This window comes from Sphingobacterium sp. xlx-96 (assembly GCF_011007365.1).
In the GTDB taxonomy this organism is placed as follows: domain Bacteria; phylum Bacteroidota; class Bacteroidia; order Sphingobacteriales; family Sphingobacteriaceae; genus Sphingobacterium; species Sphingobacterium luzhongxinii.
The window spans coordinates 18,198-31,990 of sequence record NZ_WFKM01000002.1 but is presented as its reverse complement, the minus strand read 5'-3'; the positions used below and the strand labels follow the sequence as shown (position 1 = coordinate 31,990).

The window sequence follows — 13,793 nt, the reverse complement described above, 5'->3', positions numbered from 1 at the left end:
ATTACAAACTTTTAAAATAGAAATACAAAGGCATTGCCGCAAAAGCGAGAGGGATAATAACCCCAAATACCCAGATCCCAAGTCCTTTGATGAATCCGATGTATCTTCTGTGATTGAAGCCTAATGTTTGAAACGCAGATTGGAATCCGTGGATCATGTGAAACGCTAAGGCAGCCATTGCTATCACATACAATAATACAATGAAAGGATTTTGAAAAGTATAGGCTACTTGTTTGTACAAATCTTTAGTTTGAATAGTCTCGATACCATTGTTTACGAAGATTTTATAACCATCATAATCACTTGGAATGGCATCAGAAGCGATAATTTGACGATTTCCAGTAGACATTTCTGTATTATACTCTACATAAGGCGTAGTGCCAAATTTGTATTGGAACCAGAATTGCTGCATGTGTGTTGCTAAGAAAACAAGAATTACAGTGCCTAATATCCCCATATTTCTAGAATTCCACTTACTACTTACATTTCCACTACCTTGGTTGTAACCGATTGGTCGTGCTGCTTTGTTGCCTAGCGTTAAAATTAAAGCATAAACAGCATGGATGATAATAGATGCGTAAAGTAAATAGGAAACTACTTTAATAGGGGTGAAGTGCGTCATGAAGTACGCATAATTGTTGAATGCATAGCCTTGATCATCCTTAAACAACTGTAAGTTACCAATCAGGTGAACTACTAAGAACGAACATAAAAATAGTCCGGTTAAGCTCATGATGAGTTTCTTTCCCAGAGAAGAAGTCAATAGTGGCTTTGATTTACTACTCATTATCCTTTTTTTTATAGATTTTAATATCGCAAAAATATCTAATTCATTTATAAAAATGACTTTAAATCCATTAAATAGCATTAATTTAGAATTGTTCTAAATCTTTCGCGTTGAATGATTTTTATTTCTAGATCTTCAATTTTCGCTAAAACCAGTGTTTGTTGTTTGCCGATGTTCATATGCCCTATCGATGTTTTCGGGGATAATACGGAGGGCTTTTAATAAAATCGGTCGGGACGTATAAAGGATGTCCCGACCGATTTGTAATAATTTATAAGATTAAGTGTTATGACTTAAACTAGATTTTGAACAAACGGTACCCCAAACCGATACTCCACATGTTGATTTTTTGTGTATGTTCTCCTCCTTTTGCTAGATTGTTCAATCCTAACTCGTAGCGAAGGTCAACACGGAGACTCGAAACATCGAGCCCTGCACCAAACGCCCATGATGTTGAGTTTTTCTTATATTCAGAAAATTCAAGTACTTTTTTAATTTTGTCGCCATCGTCGTTAGTAATAAAAGAAAATACTGGACCTGTTTGTATTCTAGCTCCAATCGGACCTAGTCCAAAACGTTTACCCAATAAAATAGGAATGTCAACGCTAGTGAATTTTATGTCTTCCGCTTTGCTGTCTTTATTTATTTCTATATTTTTTCCTGTGATGTACAACTCCGGCTGTACGTGGAAACCTAAAACCCCGATACGGGAATATAGACCAGCCTGGTAACCCGCTTTGTTTTTTGAATTAAAGAAATTATCCTCTTTTAATTTTGAGTAGTTTAAGGCACCTTTTAGTCCGATTTCAAAACTAGGCAGTACTTGTGCTTGGGCCACAGTAGCACCAGAGAATAATAGAAGTAATGAAGGTAAAAACTTTTTCATCGTTGATTTATTTATGTAGATTTGTTTAATATACTATAGTTTAAAACGTGTTTTATGGTACAGACGACATTTCAGTCGTTGTAAATATATGCAATTTTAATACCACAATTATGAGCAGTATCAAAATTAACGAAGAAGATTGGCAAGTAGCTAAAATTAAATTGAGTCGTAAATATAATCATTTGACTGATGATGATTTATATTATGCGCCAGGAGAGGAAGAGCAGCTGGTCGAGCGTTTAGCGAAGCGTTTAAAAAGGACAAAAGATTATGTTGTATTTACAATATCTAAGCAATTAGAAGATCTTTCAAGTAATAGGTTGTAATGTCAGAAAGTAATGAAATAAATTGGTCGGATTTCGAGAAGGTTGATCTACGTGTAGGCACTATTCTTGAGGTTAACGACTTTCCTGAGGCGAGGAGGCCTGCTTATCAGTTGTTTATCGATTTCGGGTCCGAAATAGGGATGCGCAAGTCTAGCGCGCAAATAACTAAACTGTATACCAAAGATGAATTAGTGGGTAAACAAGTTATCGCTGTTGTGAATTTCCCCCGTAAGCAAATCGGTAAGTTTATGTCGGAGTGTTTAGTAACAGGCCTTCCCAATGAAAATGGGGATATAGTGCTCACTGCTGTAGAACGTCCATTGCCAAATGGAGCTAGATTAATGTAATATATGCGTATTTATAATTTCGAAGATACAACAGCCGAAGTAAATACGGATGAAATGTTTATGCGTGAGGCACTTCGGTTGGCCCAAAAAGCCTTTGAAGAAGATGAAGTGCCTATTGGTGCTATAATTGTTGCGCAAAACAAAATTATAGGACGAGGGTATAACCTGACTGAACGGTTGAACGATGTGACTGCGCATGCGGAAATGCAGGCATTTACTGCTGCTGCTAATTTTTTAGGGGGCAAATACCTGAAGGACTGCACACTGTATGTGACCGTAGAGCCATGTGTAATGTGTGCCGGAGCATCCTATTGGACGCAAGTGTCTAGAATCGTATATGGAGCCAAGGACGAGAAGAGAGGATATAAGACAGTGGCTCCTTATGCTATGCATCCTAAAACACAGATTATCGGAGGGATTTTAGAGGAGGAGTGTGGCGAGTTAATGCGGTCTTTTTTTCGGGCTAAGCGATAAAATGGCATTATTATGAAACATTAGCTAAAGTGTTTTGTTATATTCGTGGTATTAAAATAAACTTGATAATTTAATTAAAATAAGTAACTATGGCATTTGAATTAGAAGCGTTACCATACGCAAATGACGCATTGGAACCTCATATTGATAAAGAAACAATGGAGATTCATCATGATCGCCATCATCAAGCATATGTTGATAATTTGAATAAAGCGATTGCAGGCACTGATGCAGAAAACGAATCGTTGGAAGATATCTTGAAAAATGTTAGTAAGTATTCTCCTGCTGTTCGTAACAACGGTGGGGGGCACTATAACCATAGACTTTTTTGGTCTGTTTTAGGTGCTAACGCTGGTGGAGAACCTAAAGGTGAGTTAGCTACAGCTATTAATGAAGCATTCGGTTCTTTTGATGAGTTGAAGAAGAAATTACAAGAGGCTGGTGCTACGCGTTTTGGTTCTGGATGGTCTTGGTTAATTGTTGGTGCTGATGGTAAACTAGCAGTAACCTCGACTCCAAATCAAGATAATCCTTTGATGGATATTGCGGAAGTGAAAGGAACTCCTATTTTTGGAATTGATGTATGGGAGCATGCTTATTATTTGAAATATCAAAATAAACGTCCAGCCTATTTGGAAGCTGTTTTCAATGTCGTAAATTGGGATGCTGTTGCTAAAAACTACGCGGCCGCTAAATAGTACTGAGTTTTAACGGATTTAATAAAAAGCGACATGGAATTCCATTGTCGCTTTTTATTTACCAAGCATATGTTGCAAAAGTAAGTAGCGATTAAGGTTAGGTATATGAAGCCAATTCAATTTACAGTTTCTGTGTACGGTGAAGGCGTTTTCGCTGTTATGGAGGACAAAAAGGAAAACTTCTACAATTATTATCATCGTCATGATGAAGCGCAGATAACCTATATACTTAAAGGTAAAGGGACAATTATGGTGGGGAATATTTTACAGTCTTTTCAGTCTGGAGATATCTTTGTTTTAAAGCCAAATGAACCCCACATGTTTGATCGAGATATGGAGTGTGAAGAGGAGATTGTTGATATTCACGCTATTCATATTTTTGTTAATCTAGAGCGGATGAGAAAGCTTTATCATATTCCAGAGTTCGAGAGTGTTAAAGATTATTTGTTAGAGTTAGATACAAGTAAACGCGTAGATCGAAGCGTTTCTGAGTCAATGATGCATTATTTTACTAATTTGATGGTCAAGACATCTATGCCGCGTTTTACAGAGTTTCTTTCTTTACTTTATGCATTGGCTTTTCATAAGGGGGAGGCTTCGTCACTTTATTCTGGCGTTCGAAACGTAACTTACTCTGATAAGGATGGTGCACGGATTAGTCAGGTCTACAAGTATACTTTTGATCATTATAATGAAGATATCACCGTCGAGCAGGTAGCCTCAATTGTACATATGACGGCGACATCATTTTGTAAATTTTTTAAGAAGCATACAAGAAAAACATATATAAGCTTTTTGAACGAGGTACGAATTGAGAAGGCCTGCCAGATTTTGATTGATAATAAATCGGAACATATAGCAGAAGCAGCTTTTCAATCGGGATTTAATAATGTTGTCCATTTTAATCGCGTTTTTAAGTCTATTACCAAGATGTCTCCACGAAAGTATATAGCACAGCATACGGTAGAAGTATAACAAAAATTGCAGTCGGTAATTGGCTTTTGTGATTTTTATTTTTGATGTATACTATTGATTTTTAGTTGCTTTTGGAAGATGTTTTGTTTTTGTTTTAAATTCATGGAGTCTTCTTTTTGGATAGAATATGTTTATTTATGGACAATTGAAGATTATAAATTCAGGGATATATTTCGTTATTTTACAGTTATAATAAATAAAATAAAATTATGTTAAAGGGATTTTTTAATGTTCCGGCTCCTATTAACGAACCGGTATATTCATACGCACCAGGCACTAAGGAAAGAGCTTTATTACGTAAGGCTATCAATGATGCAAGAGCGCAAGAAATTGACGTTCCTATGTACATCGGTGATAAAGAAGTTCGTACGGAGAAAAAAGTTAAATTGACTCCTCCACACGATCATAAACATATTTTGGGATATTATTCTCAAGGTACCAAAGAACATGTTAAAGAGGCTATCCAGGTGGCTTTATCTGCTAAGGAAGATTGGGAAAACTTACCTTGGGAACAACGTGCTGCGGTATTTTTGAAAGCGGCCGAGTTGATCGCTACTAAATATCGTTATAAGCTCAACGCAGCTACAATGTTAGGGCAATCCAAAAATCCTTATCAAGCAGAGATTGATTCGGCGTGTGAAATCGTAGACTTTTTACGTTTCAACGTGAAATATATGTCTGAGATCTATCAACAACAACCGCCAGCAAACAGCAAAGGGGTATGGAATCGTGTTGAGCAACGTCCTTTAGAGGGGTTCGTTTTTGCGTTGACACCTTTTAACTTTACGGCAATTGCTGGTAATTTGCCAACATCAGTAGCGATGATGGGAAATGTAGTCGTTTGGAAGCCTTCCAATACACAGATCTATTCGGCGAATGTGCTTATGCAGATTTTCAAAGAAGCCGGACTTCCTGATGGCGTTATCAATTTGGTGTATGTTTCTGGACCTGATGCTGGTGATGTGATTTTTAAACACCCAGATTTTGCAGGTATACATTTTACAGGATCAACAGGAGTATTTCAAGATATCTGGAAGACTATTGGTGAAAATATCCATTTGTATAAAACCTATCCACGTATTGTTGGTGAGACTGGTGGAAAAGATTTTATCGTTGCACATTCGTCAGCTGACTTAGATGTGTTGAATACAGCATTGATTCGTGGTGCGTTTGAGTTCCAAGGACAAAAATGTTCTGCTGCATCTAGAGCATATATTCCACAATCCCTTTGGAATGATCTAAAAGGGTTAATGGAAAGAGATATTAAATCTTTCAAGATCGGAGGGACAGAAGATTTCAGTAATTTTATCAATGCTGTGATTGACGAGAAGTCGTTTGATAAAATTACGAGTTACATCGATAGAGCAAAAGAGTCTAAAGACGCTGAAGTTATCATCGGAGGTACTTACGATAAGTCAACAGGATATTTTATCCATCCGACGGTCATTCTAGCTAAAACGCCAGATTATGAAACACTATCTGAAGAATTATTTGGACCAGTATTGACTATTTATGTGTATGAGGATGAGCAATGGTCGGATATGTTAAAATTGGTAGATAGCACATCTATTTATGCGTTAACAGGTGCGATTATTTCCCAAGATCGGTATGCTGCACAAGAAGCTACACATGCATTACGTAATGCTGCTGGTAACTTCTATATAAATGATAAATGTACAGGGGCTGTTGTAGGCCAACAACCATTTGGTGGAGCAAGGGGCTCTGGTACAAATGATAAGGCAGGGTCGATGATAAACTTATTACGTTGGGTTTCGCCTCGTACAATTAAAGAAACTTTTACGCCAGATACGGATTATAGGTATCCATTCTTGTCTGACGAGCAATAAAATCAAGATAGTTTTAGTAGAAAAGGCACAATCGTCAGATTGTGCCTTTTTTTAATCATTACTTTAAGCTTTTGAGAAGCTATTAATGAGTTCTCCAGTTTCCTTCTTTAATTTCACATCTAGTTTTTTTCCTGATGCGGATACTTCAATAAGCGTACGTTGACCTTGTTTTGGGCCACCACCTATAATAACTGGATAATTGTGATCTGTATTCGCAGGGTAAAATCCAAATTTATGTGTGTGGCCGGAAATCAATGCGTCCACATTATGTTTCTGCAAGAGATCATGAAAACATTCTCTATTATGTAGTGTGCCATGCCAATCATCGGAATGGAAGAATGGAATATGATTTAGGACCAGAGTATGTTTGGCTTTTTTTCTTTCTTTTGATGTTAGAACTTTAGCTAACCATTCTTTCTGTTCGAGCCGATACGTATCATAATCAACGGTGTTCGCATATACCTCATGATTGTCTGGTTTATCTTCTCCTCCGTCTAAGAGAATCCAAAAGACAGGTCCCAATAAGAATGCCTGGTAAAACTTGTTGTTTGGGTAATCGAAATATCTTTTATAATCCCTTGCGAATGAGCCTCTTGTTTCGTGATTCCCTCTGATCATTACAAAGGGGGTCTGCGATGAAGAAAGGTCATTCATGGGTTGAAATAGTTTACTAACTAGTTCTTGGGATCGAGTGACATAATGGAATAAGTCTCCATTTAATAAGATAGCGTCCTTTCTTGGTAAAGTGCTTCGATCAAAAAGTAATTTATAACTTTTTACATCCTCATGGATGTCGTTTAATATGAGTACGTGAACGTCTTCTTTTGCGAAAGGTAGCTTGGTTGTTATCGCTTGCGTCCCGATCTCTTTGCCATATTCAATTTTATAAGGGTCAAATTTGATAATCTCTTTTGCAACTATACGATATTTGAAATCTTTGCCTAAATGAGGGACTTTAAATTTAAAGAAGTCTGTATTTGCGTTGCGCATGCCATCTTCTGTCTGATAAATGGAGCTATAAGAATTGCCATTATCATCCAAGAGCTCGACCCAGGCCAAGCAAGGTTTGTTAAAAAATGCACAGATTGTGACATTTTCGGAATCAAAGTTTTGAAGATAGGGAGGACAGGATAATGAAAAATCATTCTTTTGTTGATTTTCCGTATACGCAGAAGTCGTCTTAATTGTTGTGCTAAGACCAATAGCTCCGACAGTCTTTAGGAAAAATCTTCTATCAATTGCCATAATAAGTTAAGGTTGTTCCTAGCTAAAGTACATAAAATAGGAGGATTTTTGCATAAGTAATAGAGTTGTTGCAGTTAACAAATAGAAAAGGGAGCTTACTTAAACGCTCCCTTTTATCTCTTATTTAAGTAAGTGATATTATTCTTCTAATAAGGCTGATTGATCTACAGTCTCACCTGTTACTTCTGCTCTTATTTTTGACTCAAGCTCGTCCATTAAATCTGGATTATCGAATAAAAGGTTCTTAACAGCATCACGACCTTGTCCTAACTTAGTGTCACCGTAGCTAAACCAAGAACCTGATTTTTTTATAATGTTATATTCGACACCCAAGTCGATAATCTCTCCTACTTTGGAAATTCCTTCTCCAAACATAATATCAAACTCTGCGATACGGAAAGGAGGAGCTACTTTATTTTTAACAATTTTTACTTTTACTCTGTTTCCTGATACTTCATCCGAATCTTTAATTTGAGATGTGCGGCGGATGTCTAAACGGACTGATGCATAGAATTTTAGTGCATTACCCCCTGTTGTTGTCTCTGGATTACCAAACATTACGCCAATTTTTTCGCGTAATTGGTTAATAAAAATACAACAACAGTTTGTTTTAGAAATAGTACCTGTAAGCTTACGCAATGCTTGAGACATGAGGCGAGCTTGAAGTCCCATCTTAGATTCTCCCATTTCACCTTCTATCTCTCCTTTAGGTACTAAGGCTGCAACAGAGTCAATCACGATTACATCTATAGCTCCAGAGCGTATAAGGTTGTCTGCAATTTCTAGCGCCTGTTCACCATTGTCTGGTTGAGAGATTAAAAGGTTCTCTACATCGACGCCTAACTTTTGTGCGTAATATTTATCAAATGCATGCTCCGCATCGATTATTGCTGCGATTCCTCCTTTTTTCTGTGCTTCTGCTACAATGTGTGTGGCCAAAGTTGTTTTTCCGGAAGATTCAGGACCATATATTTCGATAATACGACCTTTGGGAACCCCTCCAATACCTAAGGCAATATCTAGGCCCAATGAACCTGTAGAAATAGCTTCGATGGGTTCAACTGCTGAATCGCCTAATTTCATGATAGTACCTTTTCCGTAAGATTTTTCTAACTTATCTAAGGTAAGCTGTAGTGCTTTTAGTTTGTCTGCGTTGCTCATGTTTTTAGTATTGTTATGTCAAATATATAACCTTTATTTTTTAAATGCAATTTTTTTGCTAAAATAATTAGTTTGTCGCTATTCGTGTTAATATTTTATAGATTCATTGTTTTTTTATCAATAGGTTTTGCTTTTTTCGTTTTTTCAAAGTATTTGCAAAAGTAGGTGATAGGGCATTGCTCGCATTTTGGCGTTCTTGCAAGACAAATATATCGGCCGTGTAGAATAAGCCAGTGGTGTGCTATTGCTATTGTCTCCTGAGGTAGATATTTAACTAGCTGTTTCTCAACGGCCAAAGGGGTTGTAGCATTGCTGGTCAAACCGAGTCTGTTGCTGACTCGAAACACATGGGTGTCAACGGCCATAGAAGGATTGTTATAGACAACCGATGATATTACATTAGCCGTCTTACGACCTACTCCCGGTAGCTTTACTAGATCTTCTACTTTTTCAGGGACAATACCCTTAAAATCAACTAACAACTTTTGAGCCATACCTACTAGGTGTTTCGCTTTATTATTTGGATAGCTTACAGATCTAATATAACTAAATACCTCATCCTGACTACTAGCGGCTAGAGACTCTGGATCTGGAAAGCGATTAAAAAGGGCTGGAGTGACTTGATTGATTCTTTTATCGGTACATTGAGCGGATAAAATCACGGCTACCAAAAGTTCATAGGGGTTTCCATAGTGAAGTTCCGTTTGAGCATCTGGATTGTGTGTTGAAAAATATTCTACAAAGGCTTTATAGCGGTCTTTTTTTAACATAAACAAAGATACTCATTTTGCCGGATACTGTAGAAACAACAAAGTCTCTAAACTTTTAGAGACTTTGTTATTTACTTGCTTACAAAGGTTTTTGAGTAGGCGAGAATGTTGTCTATAACATTTTGAGAAGGTTCTTTTGCTAGACTTTGGATACCATTTTTAATCTTTGTCTCGAAATTTACTTCTGCTTCAGTTATCACTTCCTTTAAATCGCTGTTGTAAGCTTCTTCATAAATTGTAGTAGAATTTTCAACCATAAGCGTCTTATTTATTGTTGTTTAGTAGTAAAACGCAAAATAGGAATTATTATTATAGAAAATTTAACATTTTTTTACTTTTTGCTAGAAATTTTCTTATTTGCTTCTACAACAGCATTATATGCATTTACTATTCCTCCACTTACAGATATTTCGTCTAGATATACCTTTTTACTGGATCCGTCTTGTTTTACCTTCACCTTTTGATCCACCTTCGTAACAGATTTGAGAATTACATCTTTAACCTCTTCAGCACTTAATTGTGGGTAGTAGGATCGAAGGATAGCAGCGAGTCCAGATACAACAGGGGCTGCCATACTTGTACCTTGTTGTTCTTTGTATTGATTCTCTGGCATTGTTGAGTTTATAGCTACACCAGGAGCGAATACGTCAACGGATTTATATCCGTAATTCGAAAAGTCTGCCAGAAGATCGCTATCCATTTTCCATGAGGTGGCACCGACAGTAATCCATCCCTTAGCTTCTCCAGTTATCGCATTAAGGCTATCTGTATAGTATTTGTTCGGATAGTTTGGTGTGATATCAATATTTTTTCCGTCGTTTCCTGCCGCATGAACCAATAGTACATCCTTTTCCATAGCATAGCGAATAGCATCATCTACTGTTTTCTTATTGTAATAGTATCCTTTACCAAAGCTCATGTTTATGATTCTAGCGCCATTATCGACAGCGTAGCGAATTCCATTTGCAACATCCTTATCTCTTTCATCCCCATTAGGTACGACGCGAATAGACATAATTTCTACATTATCTGCAACACCGTTGATACCAATATTATTGTTCCTTTTGGCTCCTATGATTCCAGCTACGTGGGTGCCGTGTTCTGCATCCGGGCCTTTTACATCTGGATTGCCGTAATTGCGTTCTGTTGCATCATTGTAATTGTCACCAATAATGGATCTTGAATCATAGTCTTTATTCAAGTGATATTTGACTTGAGCGCCAAAGTAATCAGTAGCTTCTTCAATATCTTTATAGAATTTTTCGAAACCAGCTCCTTCTACCTCTTTTTTGGCGATACGAATAGCGAGTTTTTGCTGATCATTTTCTGTCTTGAAGTTGTCTAAATCTTCTTTTGTAATATCCTTAGGTTCTTTCCCGATTTTAGCAATGACTTTGTCAATACTTTGTTTAAGTCGGCCATAGTTTAAATCGCCGAATTGAGCTTCGTCCATTTTACTGGTATAATCCGAGATCATTTTTTGGTAGGCAACAAACTCTCTTCTTTCAGCTTCAGAAAGACGCGTGCTTGGAAGGATTGATATGTACTTTGGTTCAAATTTGCGAATTAGACGAGTAACTTCTAGGTTGTCATAGTTCACATTCTCACCATTGGCATTTCCTATAAAATTCCAGCCGTATTTGTCATCAATATATCCATTTCCATCATCGTCTTTGCCATTTGTATTGGCGTCTTTTTTATTGATCCATAATACTTCCTTAAGATCTTCATGTTTTACATCTACACCGCCATCGATTACAGCAACAATCACCGGTGTAGATTTTTGCCCTTTTAATAATTCATAAGCTCTTTCGGTACTGATGCCAAAAATGCCGTCAGTCTTGTAATCTAGATTGTACCAGTTTGCGGGGGCCTTATCCTTCTTGTCCTGAGAGAATCCAGAATAAGGAAGTATACTAATACCCAACAGGGCAATGAATAATTTTGTCTTATGCATAGTTTGTTTTTTGTTTCAATTGCAAATATAATGCTAGGAGCTGTGTCAAAATAGTTAAATCTATGTAAAATAAGTATTGTAACTTAATAATTGCAGAGTTTTTGTATTTTTAAATTCTATTCGTCAATTATAACATAGGTCTATGGTGAGAAAAATAAATAATTACATAATAATATTAAGTATGGCAGCAGCATCTTGTGCCCCACAAGCAGATACCGTTAGTACAGTAACTTGGCCCGATATTCAAGCTCCTGTAGCAGAAATAAAACCTTATACTAGAGTTGTGCACGGAGACACCGTGGTTGATAACTATTATTGGTTGAATGACTATTTCAAAAAAGGAGCAGACTCATCTGCGGTTATTAAGTATTTAAAACAAGAGAACGATTATACAGCCCTCATGTTGAAAAGTACGGAACCATTACAAGAGAAGTTATTCAACGAGATGAAGTCCAGAATTAAAGAGAAAGACGAATCTGTACCTTACTTGGAGAATGGTTATTATTATTACCGACGCACAGAGGAGGGGAGACAATACTATAAGTTTTGTCGAAAAAAAGGTGGACTTGACGGTAAAGAGGAAGTCTTGTTGGATGTCGATGAGATGGCAAAAGGAATGGCTTATTATGCCGTTTCGGGACTAGCTGTAAGCCCTGATAACAAGTTTTTGGCTTATGGAGTAGATACTGTTTCTAGAAGGGAATATGTAATTCATATTAAAAATCTAGAAACAGGTGAGTTGCTTACGGATAGGATTTCTAATACGACCGGTAGTGCTGTCTGGGCATCCGATAATAAAACAATATTTTATACAAAGATTCATCCTATAACGCTTTTGTCTGAAAAGATCAAACGACATTCATTGGGGACCAGTAGTGAACTGGATGCGGAGGTATATCAGGAAAGGGATAATACAAATTATATTTGGGTTAATAAATCAAAGAATGGACGGTATATCTTTATACAATCTCAAGGGACTTTGAGTACTGAAGTCAGGTACTTGTCAGCAGATGAACCTACTGGTGCTTTCCGGGTATTTCAAGAGAGACAAAAGGATGTCTTATACTCGGTTACAGCATTGGAAGATAGGTTTTTGGTAACGACCAATGCTGGAGCACAAAATTTTAAAGTCGTATCCTGCCCATTGGATAAGACGACAAAGGAAAACTGGAAAGAATATATACCACATAGATCGGATGTGCTCATAGAGGGGTTGGACGAGTTTAAAAACTTTTTGGTGATTTCAACACGGAAAAACGGACTCACAAACTTAACGATACGGGATCTAAAAACGAATAAGGATCATGCATTAGATTTTGGTGAAGCAGCCTATACTGTTTATCCAAGTATCAATGTTGAGTATAGCAGCGATGTCGTACGTTATGGATACACGTCTTAAGTTACGCCTTTATCTACCTTCGATTATAACATGCTTACCAAGGAAAGAATACTTCTGAAACAACAAGAGGTATTGGGAGGATATAATGTAGATGATTACATTACAGAACGTGCCTTTGCTCCAGCCACGGACGGCGTACTTGTCCCGATATCCCTGGTGTATAAAAAGGGAACAAATAAAGATGGATCAGCTCCACTTTATTTGTATGCTTATGGATCGTACGGAGCATCTATGGATCCTACATTCAGTAGTACGAGATTATCTCTCCTCGATCGAGGTTTTATTTATGCCATAGCCCATATTCGCGGTGGAGAAGAAATGGGAAGACAATGGTATGAGGATGGCAAACTGATGAAGAAGAAAAATACTTTTACGGACTTTATCGACTGCGGAAGGTATCTGGTTAATCAAAAATATACCAGTAAGGGACATCTCTATGCTGAAGGAGGAAGTGCTGGCGGTTTATTGATGGGAGCAGTAGTTAATATGGCTCCTGACTTATGGAACGGTGTAATCGCAGCGGTCCCTTTTGTCGATGTTGTTACCACAATGCTAGATGAGACGATACCATTGACAACTAATGAGTATGACGAATGGGGGAATCCTAATAATAAAGAGGCATACGATTACATGAAGTCTTATTCGCCTTATGAAAATATCGAAGAGAAAGCCTATCCTAACCTCTTAGTAACAACTGGATTGCATGATAGCCAAGTTCAGTATTTTGAACCTGCAAAGTGGGTGGCTCGTTTGCGCACAACTCATACAGGAAATAGTGTTATTTTACTGAAGACTGATATGGATTTTGGACATGGGGGCGCTTCAGGACGATTTGATTACTTAAAAGACCAGGCGCTTGAATATGCGTTTATCTTAAAATTGGAAGGTATTAGTAAATGATGAATTAGATAAATTAAAAAA

At 37.2% G+C, this 13,793-nt stretch carries 15 protein-coding genes; 8 read left to right on the top strand and 7 right to left on the bottom strand.

What is annotated here, in order from left to right; translation table 11 throughout:
• Window position 1: 1 nt before the first annotated feature.
• Complete coding sequence (locus G7B20_RS03175) at window positions 2-787, bottom strand: succinate dehydrogenase cytochrome b subunit (protein ID WP_079645097.1); 786 nt, start codon at window positions 785-787, stop codon at window positions 2-4.
• A gap of 298 nt (window positions 788-1,085) precedes the next feature.
• Entirely contained in the window at window positions 1,086-1,673 is a 588-nt protein-coding gene (locus G7B20_RS03170) for a porin family protein (RefSeq protein ID WP_164108592.1), read from the bottom strand.
• A gap of 110 nt (window positions 1,674-1,783) precedes the next feature.
• Here G7B20_RS03170 and G7B20_RS03165 point away from each other — a divergent pair, with 110 nt between their 5' ends.
• The 6 genes from G7B20_RS03165 to pruA all read left to right on the top strand — a co-directional run bounded on the left by G7B20_RS03165 (window position 1,784) and on the right by pruA (window position 6,340).
• Window positions 1,784-1,999, top strand: coding sequence for a hypothetical protein (locus tag G7B20_RS03165; protein WP_164108591.1), 216 nt, complete (start codon window positions 1,784-1,786; stop codon window positions 1,997-1,999).
• Window positions 1,999-2,346, top strand: coding sequence for a tRNA-binding protein (locus tag G7B20_RS03160; RefSeq protein WP_164108590.1), 348 nt, complete (start codon window positions 1,999-2,001; stop codon window positions 2,344-2,346). The genes G7B20_RS03165 and G7B20_RS03160 overlap by 1 nt, the downstream gene beginning before the upstream one ends.
• A gap of 3 nt (window positions 2,347-2,349) precedes the next feature.
• The gene (locus tag G7B20_RS03155; protein ID WP_164108589.1) at window positions 2,350-2,820 is read left to right on the top strand and encodes a nucleoside deaminase; all 471 of its coding nucleotides are present in this window, start codon (window positions 2,350-2,352) and stop codon (window positions 2,818-2,820) included.
• An 89-nt stretch (window positions 2,821-2,909) separates the two neighbouring features.
• Window positions 2,910-3,518, top strand: coding sequence for a superoxide dismutase (locus tag G7B20_RS03150; RefSeq protein ID WP_164108588.1), 609 nt, complete (start codon window positions 2,910-2,912; stop codon window positions 3,516-3,518).
• Between the two features lie 105 nt (window positions 3,519-3,623).
• The gene (locus G7B20_RS03145) at window positions 3,624-4,493 is read left to right on the top strand and encodes a helix-turn-helix domain-containing protein (RefSeq protein WP_164108587.1); all 870 of its coding nucleotides are present in this window, start codon (window positions 3,624-3,626) and stop codon (window positions 4,491-4,493) included.
• 209 nt (window positions 4,494-4,702) lie between these two features.
• Window positions 4,703-6,340, top strand: coding sequence for an L-glutamate gamma-semialdehyde dehydrogenase (gene pruA / locus G7B20_RS03140; RefSeq protein ID WP_164108586.1), 1,638 nt, complete (start codon window positions 4,703-4,705; stop codon window positions 6,338-6,340).
• Window positions 6,341-6,403: 63 nt separating this feature from the next.
• Here pruA and G7B20_RS03135 read toward each other — a convergent pair whose 3' ends face one another.
• From G7B20_RS03135 to G7B20_RS03115, 5 genes are all read right to left on the bottom strand, one after another.
• Window positions 6,404-7,585, bottom strand: a complete 1,182-nt coding sequence (locus G7B20_RS03135) for a metallophosphoesterase family protein (RefSeq protein WP_164108585.1) — start codon at window positions 7,583-7,585, stop codon at window positions 6,404-6,406.
• A 138-nt stretch (window positions 7,586-7,723) separates the two neighbouring features.
• The gene (recA, locus tag G7B20_RS03130; protein ID WP_164108584.1) at window positions 7,724-8,746 is read right to left on the bottom strand and encodes a recombinase RecA; all 1,023 of its coding nucleotides are present in this window, start codon (window positions 8,744-8,746) and stop codon (window positions 7,724-7,726) included.
• A gap of 95 nt (window positions 8,747-8,841) precedes the next feature.
• Window positions 8,842-9,516, bottom strand: a complete 675-nt coding sequence (gene nth / locus G7B20_RS03125) for an endonuclease III (RefSeq protein WP_164108583.1) — start codon at window positions 9,514-9,516, stop codon at window positions 8,842-8,844.
• A 71-nt stretch (window positions 9,517-9,587) separates the two neighbouring features.
• Window positions 9,588-9,773, bottom strand: a complete 186-nt coding sequence (locus tag G7B20_RS03120) for a hypothetical protein (protein WP_164108582.1) — start codon at window positions 9,771-9,773, stop codon at window positions 9,588-9,590.
• 74 nt (window positions 9,774-9,847) lie between these two features.
• Window positions 9,848-11,473 carry a S8 family peptidase gene (locus G7B20_RS03115; protein ID WP_164108581.1) on the bottom strand — a complete coding sequence of 542 codons (1,626 nt, stop codon included), beginning with the start codon at window positions 11,471-11,473 and terminating at the stop codon, window positions 9,848-9,850.
• A 181-nt stretch (window positions 11,474-11,654) separates the two neighbouring features.
• Here G7B20_RS03115 and G7B20_RS19405 point away from each other — a divergent pair, with 181 nt between their 5' ends.
• Together G7B20_RS19405 and G7B20_RS19400 are read left to right on the top strand one after the other, a co-directional pair.
• Window positions 11,655-12,872: a hypothetical protein gene (locus tag G7B20_RS19405; protein ID WP_240465972.1), complete on the top strand. Its 1,218-nt coding sequence runs from the start codon at window positions 11,655-11,657 to the stop codon at window positions 12,870-12,872.
• Between the two features lie 30 nt (window positions 12,873-12,902).
• Complete coding sequence (locus G7B20_RS19400) at window positions 12,903-13,772, top strand: prolyl oligopeptidase family serine peptidase (protein ID WP_240465971.1); 870 nt, start codon at window positions 12,903-12,905, stop codon at window positions 13,770-13,772.
• Window positions 13,773-13,793: the final 21 nt, after the last annotated feature.